The organism is Bacillus sp. G1(2015b), assembly GCF_001482475.1.
Taxonomy (GTDB): Bacteria; Bacillota; Bacilli; order Bacillales; family Bacillaceae; genus Bacillus; species Bacillus safensis.
On record NZ_LKIC01000027.1, the window covers coordinates 87,600 to 105,653 of the forward strand.

Genomic DNA, 18,054 nt, shown 5'->3' on the forward strand with positions numbered 1-18,054 from the left:
AATGTACATCAAAATATGATGAAAATAACAAAAAAGGGTGAATGAATAATGAAAACGATTGTCTATGCACATCCTTGGGACGGAAGCTATAATCATGCCATTTTGACTTCCATTACAGAAAATCTAGAAACAAAGAGAGAACCATTTCAAGTGATCGATTTATATAAAGATGGGTTTAATCCCGTTTTTTCAGCTGAAGAATTGAAGTATTTTATTAAAGGCGAAACACCTTATCAATTAGTTAAGGATTATCAAAAGAAATTAAGTCAGGCAACTGAATTAATATTTATATTTCCTGTCTGGTGGTGGGATTTACCTGCAATTTTAAAAGGATTTATTGATAAAGTCATGTTAAGAGGTTTCGCATTCTTAGAAGATAAAAACACTGGGGCTTTAAAAGGTTTATTGACAAATATTAAAAAAACAACTGTGATCTCAACATCTACAACAGATAAGGATTATATAGAATCTGAAGGTGGGAATGCGATTCAAGGCGTTTTTATTAACAGAACTCTTGCTGACTTGGGACTTAAAAATGAAGACACCCAATGGATTCATTTTTCAAGAGTTAACTTAACAACAGATGAAAAAAGAAAAATATTTTTAAACGAAATATCCCAAAGTATTTAATTTACTGTTGCAGCCAATAAGGAAAGGCACAACCTTTACGACCAAACTAATTTATTGAGAAGGTGGTAGATGTACCAAGACAAGAAATAGGGTCCTTTAATTTATTGAAACTACAACTGTATCAATATTAAAGGATCCTATTTCTCCTTCTGTTCAGAGGACAAGAAACAAGGTCCTTTATGTTTAAAAGACAACAAGAAGGGTCCATTCCATCTAGTTGAACTCTTAGTTTTCTGTATAAAAGTTGTCGAATAAAGAGGAATTTAGGAAGTGAAGATAGAAATATTTTTTAATTGTTGCGAAAGGTGGCACTTATGTACAAACCCATTGCAATTAAAAGAAGCAGTAAATTTGGGAATAACTATTGGGAAGCATACAGTCCAAAACTTAAAAGAAACATCTATCTGTTTAGCGATTTAGAGTATGATTTTTGGATACTTGTTGAAACAAATCCGTTAATTGAAATGTTTTGCGAAAGACCTTTGGAAATTAAAATCCTTAGCGAAGGAAAGTTAAAAAAAGTAATGATTAGCATGTGGTTAAAGTGGTTGAATAGCAAAGAAGAATATGTATCTATTAGATATTCTTCCAACTTAAAAGACGTGAATACCCTACAGATTTGGTGCAGTAAACTCGGGAAAAATTTTGTGTTAAAAACAGAAAAAGAAATACGTGAAAACAAAATTTTCTTAGACAATATGAAAACGTTATTACCTTATATAAGCAACAGATTAACTCCGATTGAAACAGATATTCATATGATTAAAAAATTTTTATACGACCATGAAAAATGTTCACTTTGCTCGTTGGAAAAACTTTTAAACATGGAATCTTCTAGAGTTAGAGAAGCTATATTTTGGCTTTATTATCATGGCACAATTAGTGCCAACTTTGATAAAGCATTAGTAGGTCCTAATTTGGAGGTGTGGTTAAATGACTAGAAGTAGATTTTATGAAAAACCAGACATTGATCCAAAGAGTTTAGATACTTCTAATTGGCCAAAAGTATTAGTAGATCATTTAGATGAAGAACATAAAGAAATTTATTTAAAAAGAAAACAAGCTGTCGAACTTTATCTGGAAGGAAACACTTCACTTAGAGAAATCCATAACTCCACTGGTATAAGCAGAAAGAGAATCAGAATGTTCACTCAAAGATGTTTGGAATTAGATGAGAACAGCAACCTGTGGGGATTTCGCGCACTGATCCCATATAAAAAAACACTTGAATACAAACGGAAAAATTTCAATTCTAAATGTTTAGCTGGCGTATTTGAACTGCTTCTTGAAACTTATCCTTCCATCAAAGATGTTATTCACGACTACTCACAAAAAAATAATAGTATTAATTATAAAACCCTCCACAAAAAATTTCTTAATGCATGTAGAAGTGAAGGTTTAACCCCAATTGATTATCCCTTTAATACAGAAACTATGGGCTATAAGGCTTTGCAACGCTATATTAAAAAGATTAAAAAAATCGCACTTTCAAACAATGTTGAAAATTTTTATCAATCTCCTATAATTACTCGACCTTTTCAAAGAGTTCAATTTGATGGTCATCGAATTGACGCTGTCATTGCGATAACTTTTAAAACCCCTGAAGGTGATGAAGTAGTTGAGATTATGAATAGGATCTGGCTACTTGTTATTATCGATGTTGCGACTCGTGCAATTTTAGGATTTCATCTTTGTTTAAATAAAGAATACTCCGCCAATGATGTTTTGTATTGTATTAAAAATGCAGTGATTCCACGAGAAAGAAGGAAACTTTCTATTCCAGGATTAAAATTTTCAAATCGAGGCAACTTTCCTTCAGAGTACTTAGAAGAAGCAAAATGGGGAGTTTGGGATGAATTTTTATATGATAACGCAAAGGCAAATTTATCAAACATAGTTCGAGATCGTTTAACACAAATAATTGGTTGTTCAGTTAATGCTGGTCCTGTAAGAGTTCCAGAGCGCCGAGGAATTATCGAGAGATTTTTCAAGACATTAGAAGATACAGGCTATCATAAACTACCTACCACTACGGGAAGCCATCCAAAAGATCCTCTTCGAAAAAATGCAGAGCAAAAAGCAGTGAAATATCGTTTAACAGCTGAGCAATTAGAAGAAGTTACTGAGGTACTCATAGCTAATTACAACGCAACCCCCAATGAAGGTGTTAATAACCTAACTCCCTTAGAGGTCTTAGAACAAAGGCTCTCAAGAGGAATGAGTGTGCGGAAGATTTCAGAAGAAAAGAGGAATGAAGTGGTGTTTTTCCATATGAAAGTAGAGCGAACTATACAAGGAAACAAAGTTAAATCAAGAAAACCCCACATCAACTTTGAAGGCGTTAAATATTCTAATGAAATTTTATCACGCTCTTATGAATTGATAGGAACAAAATTAACTCTTTTAATTAACATGGAAGACCTTCGAACTGTTCAAGCCTTTTTGCCTGACGGCAGTGAATTTGGCGTGTTTACTGCATTTGGTAAATGGGGAGTTACTCCACATGATTTAAAAACCAGAAAGATGATTAATAAGCTGCGGAAAAGAAAAATGATCCATCTATTACAAGAAGACGATCCAATTGATGTTCTCACAAAACATTTAGAAAAAGAAGCAAGAAAAAATAAAAATTCAAGAAATACACTTGCTACACTAAACCGATATATCGAAACTCGTCAAAGTACAAATGATGTTTTAAATGAACCAATAGCAAAAGCTAATTTTGAGCAAAAAAAGAATAACAATACCGTACCTTACAACAAAAATAAGCCTTCAGATGTTACATCACGAAAACTTACTAAAACAATCATGTATTAAATAGGGGGTGTTTACTTGAATACGAACGAAGAGAGATCAACTATGGAGTTCATGGATAGACCTTATGTTTCAAAGGGAAGTCATCCAGTTGAAAATGGAAGGTATTTAATTGCGACTAATGAAATCGATCGATTATACGACTCTATTTGCCATTGGATAGATAATCGTGCACCTGGGGCTATCGTTTACGGGCGACCCAGACTAGGCAAAAGCAAAGCCATTGAATATATCCGCAAAATATTAACTTCAGAATTTGATATGATGTTGCCAGTTTACAAAATAATATGTCGACACTACAAAAATGCAAATGAAGGTATCTTCTTTGAAGATATTCTAAAAGATATAGGGCACAATTTACCCTTCAATGGCAAGGCAAATATAAAACGTGATAGGCTCTCAAGATTTTTAATTGAGCAAGGGGAAAAATCTAGACAACACAGAGTCATTTTATTCTTAGATGAAGCCCACAGGTTACAAGAACTACATTATGGTTGGTTAATGGATATATATAATGAATTAGATTTTGCAGGTGTCCACCTTACTGTTATATTAGTTGGTCAAAATGAATTACTTTATCAAAGAACAGCTTTTATAAGAGCAAAAAAAGCTCAATTAATTGGGAGATTCATGGTTCATGAATATGAATTCACAGGAATAAAAGATTTAAAAGATCTAAAACCCTGTTTATCAGGATATGATAATGATTCTGAATATCCAATAGGTAGTGGCTGGTCATATGCAAGATACTTTTTTCCAAAAGCTTTTGATGAAGGCTATAGATTAAACCAATGTGCTGAGGATTTGATGGAGGTATTTACTGAATTGCGAAGAAAAGCCGGTTTAACTAAGCCTGTGGAAATTCCAATGCAATATTTAACGCTTACCATTGAATATGCCCTCAGAAAATTTGGAGCGAACGGAGAGAACCTAGAGTGGTTATCAAAAGCTCACTGGGAAGAAGCAATCACAAGATCAGGCTATGTTGAGTCAGAAATTTATTTAGACATAATATAAATTAGGAGTGAAAAAAATCCCGAATGAAGAATCAAATACACTTTTTAGAACCAAGCCCTCTAATAAAAGAATTCGCTTGGAATAATGATTGGATTGTACCTTTCGAATCCCCATGGGGGATATTCGAGAAATTTAAATATGCTAATCGTATAAAAAGTCAAGATATCTTCAACTTGTTCGGTACTCAACACTTAAAGAAACTAAAGTCCACTACGAAAAATAAATCTGCACGTAATTTAATTACCCTTGAAGGACTAGATAATACGTCTCTTGTTAAAATTTTGAATTTTCAATTAAAGATGCATAATGAACATATTATTTCAAAACTAACTAACGTATTACCTGGCAATCACTCTATCTACTTTCATAAACATTTAAGATTCTGTCCAAAGTGTATAAAACAAGGATATCACAGCATTTATCACCAATTTAAATTAATGCATGTTTGTCCATTTCATATGGTCCCATTAACTTCAGAATGCCCGAAATGCAAAATGGCTTTTCTTTATGAAATCACAGATTCATTTACTCTTGAACCCTTTAGATGTGATTGTGGTTATTATTTATTTTCACCTAAGAAAGGGAAGAGTTACTCAGCAATTTGGAAGAAAAATAAAAAACTCAAAGTAACCTTAGAAATTTTGATGAGATGGGAAAAATTGAATTCATCAAGTATAGCTAACAAATTTCATATTCACTATCATCCAGAAATAGACTTAAACAATTACCAGGATGCTATGACGAAGATTTTAGAAGCTGCTGTCCACTCAACAAATATGGAACAAGGAACTGCACACAACATAGTTAAATCAACACCCTTAATTCGAACATTACGAGAGGAACAGCACTATAGGTTTATTAAAAGAGATCAAACAAAATCAATTGAAGAAACCAGCACATATGATAATACGAAAGAGATCTATCGTTTATCAAAATCAACGTTAAACTCACTCAATAGACATCTAGAAAAAAGCATGTATAAACATAAAAAATGTATTAAAGATTGCACATCACTTTATTTTCTCCATTCACCAAAAATTAATTGGATTTGTCCTGCAGCCTATGCATATGTTTTTTGGCAAGTATTTATAAAAGCAGAATTAAAATTTATTTGTAACAATGATGAAAGGCGAAGGTATAACCTTGGGTTGTATCATTCTAATTACGACTTCACACACTCCCAAGATATCACTTATATAAGAGATTTATATTGGTGGTTAGATAATCATTGTGATTGTAAACCTTCAGAAATAAACTGGGTATTGAAAAGAGTGCTTATTCATTTAAAGATGAATCATTTCAACAATTGGACACGAATAAGTATTGGCGGATCAAAAGAAAGACGCTTTTATTACGAGCCTCCATTTAAGCTTGAAGGCTTACCATTTTATTTAATTTTAATCCCTAAAGATAAAAGCTTACCTTTAGAATTTCATTTTTGGGAAGAAGAAAGGGAACCATACTTAATAATTCATTCTAAAGAAGAGTAAACTTGTTTTACTCTTCTTTAATTGCTCTGTACAAGGTTGCTGGTGAAATACCCGTAATTTCCTGTATTTCTCGAACAGTCATTCTTTTGGAATGATATAATGCCAATGCTTGATTTAATTTTTGTTTATTAACTTTTGGTCTCCCGCCTTTTCTTCCTCTAGCTCTAGCTGCCTTAAGCCCAGACAATGTGCGTTCTCGAATGATGTCCCGTTCAAACTCGGCCAAAACCGATAACATACCAAACATCGCTTTACCAGCTGCCGTACTTGTATCTAAATTATCTTGTATACTAATAAATTCAACATTTTTATTACGAAGATTTTCTGCGATCTCTATTAAACTTTTTGTTGACCTGGCTAAGCGATCTAATTTATAAACAACAAATTTATCACCAGCTCTTAGCATTCTTAAAGCATTCATTAGTTCAGTTCTATCATCTCGAGCACCTGAAACCTTTTCTTGGAAAATTTCATCACACCCAAATTCTGAGAGGGAATCTATCTGCAAGTTTAATGATTGATCAACTGTACTAACTCTTGCATATCCTATTATCAAAAAATCACCTCATTTTTTGTGAATATTCAATCAAATTATATCAAAAAGGTGCATTATTGACATATAGATAATGAGATGAGTTTTGATATAGAATTGCACCTTTAATACAAAATTTTTGTTTTTAAAAACAATCTTATCAAAAACCATCGTTTTTGATACACGAAAAAGCGTGGTTAATATTCCCAACCCCGCTTTTGAAATTCGTCTGCATTTTTTCAAGGAAAATTCACTTTTCCTTAATTTCACTTTTTGGTCTGTGAATCAATCGTTTCAAAAATTTCCTGAGATATTTTATTTATAAGCTCTACTTCAGAGTGAGATCGAGTAGAGAGTAAACTAACATGAGCTTTTAAATTTTCAAGCAAATTATCTTCTTCACTAACAGAAAAAAAAGTAGCTGGTTTAACTTCTAGTACCAGTAACAATTTTTCTAATGTGTCGAGTGTAATATTTCTTTCACCACGTTCAACACCTGCAATATAAGATGCTTGATGACCAGATTCTTCAGCAAACTTTTCTTGTGTCCATCCTTTAGCTTTTCTCAAACCTCGAAGACGTTGCCCTACGAAATTAATTAATTCATCCAACGTAATCACCTCTCTTTAAGCCTAGAGAGGTGGCTAACCTCTTAACAGATAACTAAAGTGTAAAATTACCATTGAAAAATAAACTTATAAGTACTATATTGAATTCATATTTTTGAATAAGTTCGGAGGTTTAGAATTTGACAACTAAGAAGGAACTATCTAACTCCATTGTCATAGAAAATGTAATTCAAGCAAAATTAAGAGGGAAGGTAGTTTATCAAAGTAGTGTTTCAGCTACAGAAGCTTTAAAAATGGTTTTTGTAAAACCATTTAATGATCCCTCTGGCAAAGGATATCAACGACCTGTCAGTTCCAAAAGATGCAAGGACTTTGTTGATTACTTATCTACGGGGGAAAATGCTCTTTTCACACCTATTTTAATTAATGCAGGAGGGAATTGGCAGTTTACAGCATACGATAGTCTAAGACCTTCTTTCGGACGCTTGATATGCAAAAAGAGAGGGTCACTTATGGATGGTCAGCATCGATTAGGTGGAATTAAGTTATATTTAGAAGAAACAAATGCATTTATTAATGTACCTTTTTTAGCTTTTCATTATTTAGAAGATGAAGAGGAGATCAGTTTATTTGATACTATCAACACTAAAGCTAAAGGTATAGGGTCTTCTTTAAGCCGATACCTAAAAAGGGACTCAGAAGATTTGAGTTGGGTAGCAGCACAACTTATTATCCAACCAGACAGTCCATTTCATGAATTAGGAACAATTGTAGGTCTGAGAACAACTTCTAAACGGGTTACTTTACAAAACATTTATAATACTCTCGCCTATTTAACAAAACAGAACAAACTATCTGAGTTGTCAAAAGAAAAATTATTAAGAGTATCTTTAATTTATTTTGACGAAATCAAAAAGCTGTTTCCTGATGATTGGGGTAACTATAAAGAATCAAAACTAACTCATATCGTTGGGATAAATGCTTTGTCGATAATAGGTTCAGAAATCTTGCCTAAAAGTTTAAATAATGAATCCATGCAAATAGACTTAAAAATTTTAAATTCATTCTTATACAAGCTTGAAAAAATTGACTGGTCTGTTCAAGGGGAAATGAAATATTTAAAAGGCGTATCAGGTTCAAAGACTTTAGCTAAAGAACTACTTAGTCTGTTGGATGAGAAATAAGAGATTCGCAAATTAACAAACTGTACTGCAGCTCATATGATTCACTCTAGTTTTTATTTTATGAGGCACGTTGAAAAAGACCAAAAGAATAAAATCTTTTGGTCTTTTCATGCATTCTAAGTAAAACTTTGTAAAAACAAATTGACTTTAATCTATTTAATTGGTTACTTTATTTAATACCGAGACTTCAATCATTAAAAGAATACAAGATTTTTAAATTCACACTATAAAGATGGAGATGGGAAGTATGCTTAAAATTAGAGAGGCCAACAATTCTGATCTGATTGAAATATTAGATATTTATAACCAAGGGATTATTGATAAAATAGCCACTTTAGAAGTTGAAAAGAAAGATATCATTTACATGACAAAATGGTTCACTGATCGGTCTGAAAAATATAAAATTCTTGTTGCTGAATTAAATTCACAGGTAGTAGGGTGGGTGGCACTTAACCCATACTCTCATCGATGTGCTTATCAAGGTGTTGCTGATTTATCTATATATATCCGTCGTAATCAAAGAGGGAAGGGTATTGGTAAAGCACTCTTATCTAATATAGAAAAAGAAGCAGTTAAATCTCAAATACATAAAATTGTCTTATTCACCTTCCCATTTAATGAATTAGGGCAAGGTTTATATAAATCAATGGGGTATAGGGAAGTCGGCATATTCAAAGAACAAGGGAAAATCGATAATGTTTATGTTGATGTAATGGCTATGGAAAAAATACTATCTAATTAAGCAGACCCCAAAAAGAGGTCTGCTTTTTATTTATTCATCAATACAACAAGACGTTTTCTCAACTTTAGGTTTTAAAGCAACTTTACAAACACCCGTTTCAGATAACTTAAGTTCTACACGTTCAGCAGATTCTTTATCACCAGTCATATAAGCAACAACAGATCGAGCCTGCTCATAACCGGTGGCTAATAAAAATGTAGGTGCTCTTCCATAACTTTTGGAACCAATGATATAAAAGTTTGTTTCTGGTTGTCTCAGTTCTTTTTCACCATGTGGTCGTACAGTGCCACAACTGTGTATGTTAGGATCAATAAGGTCAGCTAGATCCGGCACGCACTCTAATGCTGAATCAAATGTATGGCGAATTTCTCTTAGGAACTTAAAGTCAGGTCTTGCCCCAGTATTCGCAATCACTTCGTCTATATTATCGATTGTTATTTTTTCTTTTTTCTGGATGCCAATGATTTTTAACTTGCTATTAAAAGTTTGTTCAATATTTTGAATCAACATTGAAGGGAAGATTCTTACTAATCCTTTATCTAAAATTTGTCTCAATCTAATGCCTAATTGACCTCTTGCAGGCAATTGATCATTGCTTTCTCCTCCGAATACCTCACTAATATCATGCTTTCTTAAAATCCATATAATTTCTGTGTTTTTTGATGTCTTTTTTAGCTCTGCCAGCTCAAGCAAAGTGTTTACAGCAGAATGACCACTGCCAACCACTGCAACTGTTTTATTTTGATACCGAATCAGATCACGATTTAAAACATCAGGAATGCCATAATAAATCCGATCAGCAACTCTTTTTTCATTTTCAGTCATAATCCCTTCAGCATTTATTGGGTTAGGGTTTTGCCACGTACCAGTGGCATCAATAACCGCCTTTGCCTCGTAAGTTTTTTCTTCTTGATTATTTAATTTCACTCGAATGATAAAAGGTACTATATCTCTGTCTTTTGTTTTAACTTTATCAACACCTTTTTTGCCAATATGGAGAACTGGGCTGTTTAAATAAATATGTGGTTTCATTTCTGGAAGTTCAGTTAATGGTTTTAGATATTGGGTAACAATTTCTTTTCCTAATGGGAGTTCATCTTTACAAGGGAGGGGGATCTGGTGTTTTTCTAGCAATTCCCTTGCAGCTTGATCAATATTAAACTCCCATGGTGAAAACAGGCGTACATGTCCATAATCTAAAAAATGATTCCCAATTTGTTTGCCTGATTCAAATAAGAGGAATGATTCATTTCTTTTAATAAGATGTGCAGCTGCGGCAATACCAACTGGGCCACCGCCAATAATAACTACTGGTAAGTTTTTTTTCATTTTATGTAACTCCTTATAAATCAATTTTTTTTGATTAATTAGTTAAAAATAATTCCCTTCCTAGCAAGAAGGGCGAAATAAGCAACATAGCTCTGGTGAAAGTAAATGATTCACTTCTTTTTCATTTAAGGAATAATAGCTCCATGTACCTCTTGTTTCTTTTGTGATTAAATCTGCATCTAATAAGATTTTTAAATGATATGACAATTTAGATTGTGTCATCTGAAATTGCTCAATTAGATCACAAACACAAGTAGGGCCGTTTTCGCAAAGAACGTTTAATAAATGCAGCCTTTTTTTATCAGATAATGCTTTGAACTTCAGTTCGTAATGCTCAAATGTATCCACTAGCTGTTTATTTTCTAAGGGAAAGGAAAGGGACATAGAATTCTCCTTTTTCATTAATCAATTTTTTTTGATGAATAAATCATAAAATAAATTAAAAAGAAAATCAATCGATAATTTTTACGAGAATAAATTTTTGTTTAAATTCATATAATCAATTGATTATATAAGTTTTCGATTATATAATGTTGAAGGAGTTGATAACAAGGACCGTCACTTTTGAAAAGGGGGGAATCATTGTGACTGCAGATGTTTCAATTGGTGTGACACATATGTCGAATTGTTTAAAAACACTCAGTGATCAAACAAGACTGATCATGATGAAATTGTTTATGGAGAAAGAATATTGTGTCTGTGAACTGGTAGATATGTTCGAAATGAGTCAACCAGCTATTAGTCAGCATTTACGAAAATTAAAAAAAGCTGGATTTGTCAATGAGAACAGAAAAGGGCAGTGGCGTTATTATTCAATCAATACACTGTGTCCAGAATTTGAAACGATTCGTATCATCTTAAATCAAATTAATAAAGAAGATGACCTTTTAAAAAGAATACAACAGAACGCAACAAACATGTCTTGTTCGTAGGGAGGGATGGGTTTGAGTTTTGCCGTTTTATCATTAATCATATTTTTGTTAACTTTGGTATTGGTTATTTGGCAGCCAAAAAATTTATCCATAGGGTGGTCCGCTTGTGGAGGAGCTATTTTAGCATTAATCGTAGGTGTTGTGAATGTTGACGATGTGATCACCGTGACAGGCATCGTTTGGAATGCTACTTTAGCTTTTGTCGCGATTATCGTCATTTCACTCATACTTGATCGAATCGGCTTTTTTGAATGGGCAGCATTGCATATGGCAAAGGCTGCAAAAGGCAGTGGGCTACGTATGTTTGTGTATGTGACCATCCTTGGGGCAATCGTCGCTGCTTTATTTGCAAACGATGGTGCAGCACTTATTTTGACACCCATTGTTTTAGCCATGGTCAGAGCATTAAACTTCAATGAAAAAATAGTATTCCCTTTTATTATCGCGAGTGGGTTTATTGCAGACACAACCTCACTGCCCCTTGTCGTTAGTAATTTAGTGAACATTGTAACAGCCGACTATTTTAACATTACGTTTATTGAATATGCATCCAGAATGGTTGTTCCAAACCTTTTTTCATTGCTTGCGAGTATCACTGTACTGTACCTTTTCTTTAGAAAGAGTATACCTAAACGCTATGATATGAATGATTTAAAACACCCGAGTGAAGCAATAAAAGATCCAAAGATGTTTAGATTATCTTGGTATATATTAGCTTTTTTATTGATTGGTTATTTTGCAAGCGAATTCTTATCTATACCTGTATCTGTCATAGCTGGTGTGATCGCCATTTTATTCTTGGTCATTGCACAAAAAAGCCCTGCTGTTCAAACAAAAAGCGTTCTAAAAGAAGCTCCCTGGGCGATCGTTTTCTTTTCCATAGGTATGTACGTTGTTGTCTATGGCATGCGAAATGCAGGGCTTACTGATGCTCTTTCAAGCGTGATTCAAGCTGTAGCAGATCAAGGTTTATTAGCAGGGACTCTTGGTATGGGATTTATAGCAGCGATTCTTTCATCTGTCATGAATAATATGCCGACGGTCATGATCGATGCATTGGCCATATCCGGCACCGATACACAGGGAATGATGAGAGAAGCTTTAATATACGCAAATGTCATTGGTTCTGATTTAGGACCAAAAATTACGCCCATTGGCTCCTTAGCAACACTACTATGGCTCCACGTCCTTTCTCAAAAAGGTGTGAAGATTTCCTGGGGGACATATTTCAAAATAGGGGTCATTTTAACTGTACCAACGCTATTCATCACACTTTTAGCATTGTATTTCTGGCTAATGATTATACATTAAAGGAGACGATCAACATGTCAAAGAAAACAATATACTTTTTATGTACCGGTAATTCTTGCCGCAGTCAAATGGCTGAAGGTTGGGCTAAAAAACATCTTGGAGATGAGTGGAAGGTCTATAGTGCTGGTATCGAAGCTCATGGATTAAATCCGAATGCTGTAAAAGCAATGAAAGAAATAGGGATTGATATTTCTAATCAAACATCTGACCTGATTGATCAGAAAATATTGCATCACGCTGACTTAGTCGTAACACTATGTGGTGACGCAGCTGATAAATGCCCGATGACTCCTCCTCATGTCGAGCGTGTCCATTGGGGCTTTGATGATCCAGCAAAAGCAGAAGGAACAGAAGAAGAGAAGTGGGCATTTTTCCAAAGGGTACGAGATGAAATTGGAGATCGATTGAAACAGTTTGCTGAGACTGGAGAATAAGTTTTGAGTTTGACACAAATTCAATTAAAAATTTAATAAAAAAGAGGACTTAGACATATTGCTACTGGCAAATTGTCAAAAGTCCTCTTTTTTAAATTTTTGATCATTTTGATCCTCTATATTTGAAAAAATATCCATAGAACAAAGGAATAAGGTATAATAATAGTCTACATAATATACTGGAAGAAGTGATTGATAATGCCAGAAAATAGTATTAAAGATAATTTGATTCAAAGACTAGATAGACAACTTGATTGGATAAAGAGTTGTGATACAAAAGCATCTATTGTTTTAGCAATGGTTGGCATATTTTTGACTTTATTTTTATCTGAGCAATCTTTGGTAATGATTAAAAAAATATTAACAGAATCAATCTTTAGTATTAATTTCTCTAATGTGTTATATCTCACCTTTTTTATATGCTCCTGGTCACTATTTATTTACGGAGCTCTATCATTAGTTAAAGTCCTTGTTCCTCAAAATAAAAAAGTATTGGATGGGGAAGGCCTGCATCAGGAATCTCTGTATTACTTTGAAACAATTTCAGCAAACAGTTTTAATGAATTTAAACAAAGAGTGCAGTCGCAAAATGAAGATGAAGAGGTAGAGGATATTCTGAGCCAAATATATGTAAATGCACAAATCTGCACACTGAAATATAAATACTTTAGTAGAGGAATTAAATTCACTTTTATAGGTATGGCCAGTACTGTTGCAGTTTATTTAATTGGAGTTCTTTTAAGTTATTCAGGAGGTTTCTAATCAATGAAGATTAAAGGATATGACTACTTGACGAGAAAAAAGAAAGTAGAGGAAATTTTAGATAATACAGATGCCGTAAAAGAAGTTGAAAAATTCCCTCAGAATGATGATGATTTCACCTATACCAATGGATATAAGGCGTGGGCTGGAGCAATCTTTGTAGATTTACGAGACTCTACAAAATTATTTTCACAAGATGAGGTGGAAGTTGCTAAAGTTATACGCGGTTTCACCTCTGAAATTATAGAAATTCTAAAAAAAGACACTGATGACAACTTGATTGAAATAGGAATAAGAGGTGACTGCGTTTATGCAATTTATTCAGTACCGTATAGGCAAGATATTCTCGATATTGCTCACAGGTCTTTTTACATTAATACTTATATGAAAATGTTAAATAAATTATTAGAAGAAAGAAAGTTACCTAATATTAAGGCTGGAATAGGTTTAGCTGCAAAAGAAACTTTAGCTGTAAAAGCAGGAAGAAAGTCTTCGGGGATAAATAATTTAGTATGGATCGGAGAGGCTGTGACACACGCGTCTAAATTATCTGATTTAGGTAATAAACTTCTTGTAGGGCCAATAGTTATGTCCAAAATCTTTTATTCAAATTATATAGAAGAACAAATGAAGAATATTGAGAATGCTGAAAATTGGTGGGAACTCAAGAACGACCAAAATTTAGGTGATATATATCATGGAAGTGTGATTATTGAGGATTTTAATGATTGGATTAATAATGGAATGAATGAGACAAATTAAATTAACCTTATACATGGCCCTGAACATTAAACGGGTTTTAGAGGGACAAAGATTTTATTGTTAATTCAAAAATCGCCGCAGGTTCGTAGATGTTAATATATTATGGGGATTTTATTCAAGTCCTATAGGTAACTCATTTAGGCAATAATTAAATTCAAAAACTTTTATGGCTGATTTAATATATTGGACATAGAGGTTTTTGATTTTTGATATTACATACAAAAGGGTAGTTGGAGATAGATAAGAGGGAATGTACAACAATGGATCCACATTTACCTTCTAGTACATAAATCACATTGTTCTATCTAAGTCAAAAGGAGAGGTTATTTTTGAATGACAGTAGAAGGAAAGATATCCAACAAACAGGGCGTGAGTTAGCTCTTGATACTTTTTTAAATGTTAGTAGTGACACAGCTGCTGATATTGCAAAGGAATCTTTAACAAGCATGACAGGTGATATTCTTGTTGATGCAGCAAGTTCACTCATTCCTGGGATCTCAGGTGCGGTTCAAAGTTATAAACGTGCCCGTTTTGAAAGAAACATCAAAACATTCACAGAAGAATTGCAATCTAAAATAGAGGAAATCCGTTTAAATCTAGAATTAAAAACATTTGAACAAAAAGAACAGATTGATCAGTTATTTCAATATGTGCTGGATTACGTTATAGACGAACAACAGGAAGAAAAAATTCAATATATGGTAAATGGATTCGTGAATATTACTGAACATCACCATGTTTCGAATGACTTTATCCTAACCTATTACGACGTCTTAAAAGAACTTAGAATGGTGGATATATCTGTCCTTAGACTTATGTATGTTTCTCGTTTTGCATTTGATCAAGAATCAAAAGAAACGACTCAGGAAATTATGGACAGACACGGTATAAGCTATGAGCAGTATAAAGCAGTTCGTAGAAATCTACTTAGGATAGGAGTGTTAACAACAAGAACCGACTTGGAAATCACGGATGATCTTGAGGAAATTTCAAAAGCATTTAAAGAACTACACTCCTTTTTAGACAAGTTGACAAATCCGAAGTTTAAACGTTCATTACCAAAATTAAAAGAGCCAAAATTTAAGTCAAAAGACAATTTTGAGCTCTCCAAGTTTGGACGTGATTTTGTAGAATTTTTCTTAGAGTCAGAACAACCAGTTAGTGAACAGGAGATTTAATAAATAGGGAAAGTTGAAGATTTATGTACAGTAATAAACAATGGATCCATTTTTAATTCGAGGACGTGAACAAGGGTTCAGAATGAACCCTTGTTCACGTCCTGAATGGACCCTTATTCATGTCCCTGTACAATTAAATATCGATCGATGTATTCTCATTTCTTAGTTTACATAATATATATTCTAGGAAGTTAAACAACAAACAAATTTCCTTTGTCTCAAAACTAAGTATACTTATCTTATTGAGACGAAAAAGAAAAAATCAATTTTAAATTGGTTCATCTAAATGCTTTGATGATATTCTGACGATTTCATGGCCATAAACATTTCACTGCAACGTTTTTGTCACAACAACGCCAGATGCTATGAGCTTTGTATCAAGCGTTCATTATAGCTCCAGTTGATGTTCGATTATGTGTTTACCAAATCAATGCTTTTTTCGTTCTAATATGTCAAAACATCTAGTCCAACATTACACTTGAAAAATGCTCATTAATCATTGTGTATCCATCAATTTCACCTCTCACCAAAAGAAATTTCTTTTGACTAACATTTTTTCATTACGTTCCTCCCTCCTGTTATTTACGAATCAGCAAGTCTCATTTATAATCGAGTAGATTTGTTCAATAACATATATATCTTTAAATGTGAGGGATTAGATGGAATTAAAGTGGTATAAAGCAATTATTGTGATCTTTACGATGTCTGGAATCTCCATTTCTACATGGTTTTCGCGGACACCGGAAGTTAGAGATTTATTACAAGCAAACACAGGAACAATGGGACTTATTTTACTCGGTTTATCTGTTGGCTCAATTGTTGGGCTTGTTCTTTCAAATGTATTCGTCCGCAAAAAAGGCGGCCGAGTGGCGATTGTGATCAGTGCTTTTTTGATGTTCCTTGGATTCACTACTCTTGCCATTGGTTCCACGCTCTCTTCTATCTTTGTCGTCACTTCTGGTCTTTTTCTTTTTGGAGCAGGCTCTGGCTTGTGTAATGTAGCGATGAACTTAGAAGGAACAGAGATTGAGTACAGCATCAAGAAAACCATTCTGCCTATATTGCACGCTTCCTTTAGCATTGGGACGTTAATTGGAGCAGGTGCTGGTATTCTTTTTATCCATCTAGGGGTTTCTGTATTGATACACCTTCTCGTTATTGCCCTTCTATTCTTCCTCAGCATATTGATTTGTACACGGTTTATCCCGCATGGGACAGGAAAAGATCAGCATGAGAAGCAGTCAGATACAGTTGAACCTGCTCAAACAGCATGGCTGAACAAACGTACGATATCTCTTGCGATGATTGCCTTATGTCTTGCGTTTGTCGAAGGCTCGGCCAATGATTGGATTCCACTTGCAATGGTGGATGGCTATCAAGTTTCACATTCCATGAGTACGGTCATCTATGCTTTGTTTTTGTGCGGCATGATTAGCGGCAGACTGATCAGCGGACGATTGATTGATCGCTTTGGCAGAGTGTTATTGCTAAGAGTGGCCATTTTATCAGCAGCTGCCGGACTATTCTTAGTCATTTTAAAGATTTCACTTGTTGTATGTATGATATCGATCTTTTTATGGGGACTTGGCGCATCTTTAGGCTTTCCGCTGACCATTTCTGCAGCTGGCGATGATAGCCGGTACGCTGTCAAACGCGTCAGTATTGTGACCTTATCTGGTTACACAGCCTCCCTTTCCGGCCCTCCTATTTTAGGGCTGCTTGCTAATCAAGTTGGACTGCTTCATGCCTTTATCTTTGTTCTATTTGCCATATGTATTGCAGGAATCTTTACTAAAGCTGTAGCAAAACCACATTCATTACAAGCTCACTAAACGTGTCTGATCCTTGATCATGGCACTTTTTTTAAATTTAAAAAATAAAATTGAAACCTTTCATGAAGTGAAACAGTCCTATAGATGTCCTGATGTTTATCGTTTTTTTAAAGAGGGAAAGTAAAAAAATAAGACTTTTCAAATAACTGAAAACGTGGTAAGATCATGAAAATAACCAGGAAGGGGTGAGAAAAATGAAAAAAAATATGCTATTAAAATTAGGTGTTTTATGTATAGCACTTGCAAGTTTTCATTTGTTCTCAATGCCTCATTCCGTTCAGGTATACCATCATGCGAAGGTGGTTGCCGATCAAGAATCACATGAAATGAAAATCGTCCAGACAATGGGCGATGAAAAGAAACAAAAACATGTGAGCGCAGTATTTGCCGCATTTACAGCACTGCTGATTATTGGCAGTATGACAGCTGGATTTGCGCGCATCACTCATACTGATCGATTTGACCGGAAAAAGAAGCATTTACTTGCAGTGTTCTATCAATCTTCTTATTTCCGACAAGCTCGTGTTTAACCCAAC

Annotated in this window: 19 protein-coding genes; 15 read left to right on the top strand and 4 right to left on the bottom strand. The window is 34.0% G+C overall.

Features of this window, described 5'->3' with window-relative positions; translation table 11 throughout:
- Positions 1-48: 48 nt before the first annotated feature.
- From AMR95_RS14285 to AMR95_RS14305, 5 genes are all read left to right on the top strand, one after another.
- Positions 49-630, top strand: coding sequence for an NAD(P)H-dependent oxidoreductase (locus AMR95_RS14285; protein ID WP_058838666.1), 582 nt, complete (start codon positions 49-51; stop codon positions 628-630).
- 314 nt (positions 631-944) lie between these two features.
- Positions 945-1,571, top strand: a complete 627-nt coding sequence (locus AMR95_RS14290) for a hypothetical protein (protein ID WP_058838667.1) — start codon at positions 945-947, stop codon at positions 1,569-1,571.
- Complete coding sequence (locus AMR95_RS14295; protein WP_058838668.1) at positions 1,564-3,447, top strand: DDE-type integrase/transposase/recombinase; 1,884 nt, start codon at positions 1,564-1,566, stop codon at positions 3,445-3,447. The genes AMR95_RS14290 and AMR95_RS14295 overlap by 8 nt, the downstream gene beginning before the upstream one ends.
- A gap of 15 nt (positions 3,448-3,462) precedes the next feature.
- On the top strand, positions 3,463-4,461 hold the full coding sequence (locus tag AMR95_RS14300) for an ATP-binding protein (protein WP_313959868.1): 999 nt from the start codon (positions 3,463-3,465) through the stop codon (positions 4,459-4,461).
- A 23-nt stretch (positions 4,462-4,484) separates the two neighbouring features.
- The gene (locus tag AMR95_RS14305; protein WP_058838669.1) at positions 4,485-5,951 is read left to right on the top strand and encodes a TniQ family protein; all 1,467 of its coding nucleotides are present in this window, start codon (positions 4,485-4,487) and stop codon (positions 5,949-5,951) included.
- A 7-nt stretch (positions 5,952-5,958) separates the two neighbouring features.
- Here the strand turns inward: AMR95_RS14305 and AMR95_RS14310 are convergent, their stop codons facing one another.
- Both AMR95_RS14310 and AMR95_RS14315 read right to left on the bottom strand, forming a co-directional pair.
- The gene (locus AMR95_RS14310) at positions 5,959-6,507 is read right to left on the bottom strand and encodes a recombinase family protein (protein ID WP_034325122.1); all 549 of its coding nucleotides are present in this window, start codon (positions 6,505-6,507) and stop codon (positions 5,959-5,961) included.
- A gap of 242 nt (positions 6,508-6,749) precedes the next feature.
- A complete protein-coding gene (locus AMR95_RS14315) occupies positions 6,750-7,094 on the bottom strand; it encodes a helix-turn-helix domain-containing protein (RefSeq protein WP_058838670.1) in 345 nt (114 codons plus the stop codon).
- Between the two features lie 137 nt (positions 7,095-7,231).
- Here AMR95_RS14315 and AMR95_RS14320 point away from each other — a divergent pair, with 137 nt between their 5' ends.
- Together AMR95_RS14320 and AMR95_RS14325 are read left to right on the top strand one after the other, a co-directional pair.
- Entirely contained in the window at positions 7,232-8,236 is a 1,005-nt protein-coding gene (locus AMR95_RS14320) for a DGQHR domain-containing protein (protein ID WP_058838671.1), read from the top strand.
- Between the two features lie 238 nt (positions 8,237-8,474).
- Positions 8,475-8,978: an arsinothricin resistance N-acetyltransferase ArsN1 family A gene (locus AMR95_RS14325; protein WP_058838672.1), complete on the top strand. Its 504-nt coding sequence runs from the start codon at positions 8,475-8,477 to the stop codon at positions 8,976-8,978.
- Positions 8,979-9,008: 30 nt separating this feature from the next.
- On the opposite strand, the gene AMR95_RS14330 is transcribed toward AMR95_RS14325, so the two are convergent.
- On the bottom strand, positions 9,009-10,307 hold the full coding sequence (locus tag AMR95_RS14330) for an NAD(P)-binding domain-containing protein (RefSeq protein ID WP_082672251.1): 1,299 nt from the start codon (positions 10,305-10,307) through the stop codon (positions 9,009-9,011).
- 60 nt (positions 10,308-10,367) lie between these two features.
- Positions 10,368-10,691 carry an ArsR/SmtB family transcription factor gene (locus AMR95_RS14335; protein WP_034325125.1) on the bottom strand — a complete coding sequence of 108 codons (324 nt, stop codon included), beginning with the start codon at positions 10,689-10,691 and terminating at the stop codon, positions 10,368-10,370.
- A gap of 200 nt (positions 10,692-10,891) precedes the next feature.
- Between AMR95_RS14335 and AMR95_RS14340 the strand changes: the two genes are divergently transcribed.
- The 8 genes from AMR95_RS14340 (at position 10,892) to AMR95_RS14375 (ending at position 18,048) form a co-directional block, all read left to right on the top strand.
- Entirely contained in the window at positions 10,892-11,239 is a 348-nt protein-coding gene (locus tag AMR95_RS14340) for an ArsR/SmtB family transcription factor (protein WP_058838674.1), read from the top strand.
- 6 nt (positions 11,240-11,245) lie between these two features.
- On the top strand, positions 11,246-12,550 hold the full coding sequence (locus tag AMR95_RS14345) for an arsenic transporter (protein WP_442854366.1): 1,305 nt from the start codon (positions 11,246-11,248) through the stop codon (positions 12,548-12,550).
- A 14-nt stretch (positions 12,551-12,564) separates the two neighbouring features.
- A complete protein-coding gene (gene arsC, locus AMR95_RS14350; RefSeq protein ID WP_058838676.1) occupies positions 12,565-12,984 on the top strand; it encodes an arsenate reductase (thioredoxin) in 420 nt (139 codons plus the stop codon).
- 198 nt (positions 12,985-13,182) lie between these two features.
- On the top strand, positions 13,183-13,746 hold the full coding sequence (locus tag AMR95_RS14355) for a Pycsar system effector family protein (protein WP_058838677.1): 564 nt from the start codon (positions 13,183-13,185) through the stop codon (positions 13,744-13,746).
- A 3-nt stretch (positions 13,747-13,749) separates the two neighbouring features.
- On the top strand, positions 13,750-14,508 hold the full coding sequence (locus tag AMR95_RS14360) for an adenylate/guanylate cyclase domain-containing protein (RefSeq protein ID WP_058838678.1): 759 nt from the start codon (positions 13,750-13,752) through the stop codon (positions 14,506-14,508).
- A 329-nt stretch (positions 14,509-14,837) separates the two neighbouring features.
- Complete coding sequence (locus AMR95_RS14365; protein WP_058838679.1) at positions 14,838-15,686, top strand: hypothetical protein; 849 nt, start codon at positions 14,838-14,840, stop codon at positions 15,684-15,686.
- 659 nt (positions 15,687-16,345) lie between these two features.
- Positions 16,346-17,518: an MFS transporter gene (locus AMR95_RS14370; protein ID WP_058838680.1), complete on the top strand. Its 1,173-nt coding sequence runs from the start codon at positions 16,346-16,348 to the stop codon at positions 17,516-17,518.
- A 194-nt stretch (positions 17,519-17,712) separates the two neighbouring features.
- On the top strand, positions 17,713-18,048 hold the full coding sequence (locus AMR95_RS14375; RefSeq protein ID WP_039178946.1) for a hypothetical protein: 336 nt from the start codon (positions 17,713-17,715) through the stop codon (positions 18,046-18,048).
- The last annotated feature ends 6 nt before the right edge of the window (positions 18,049-18,054 follow it).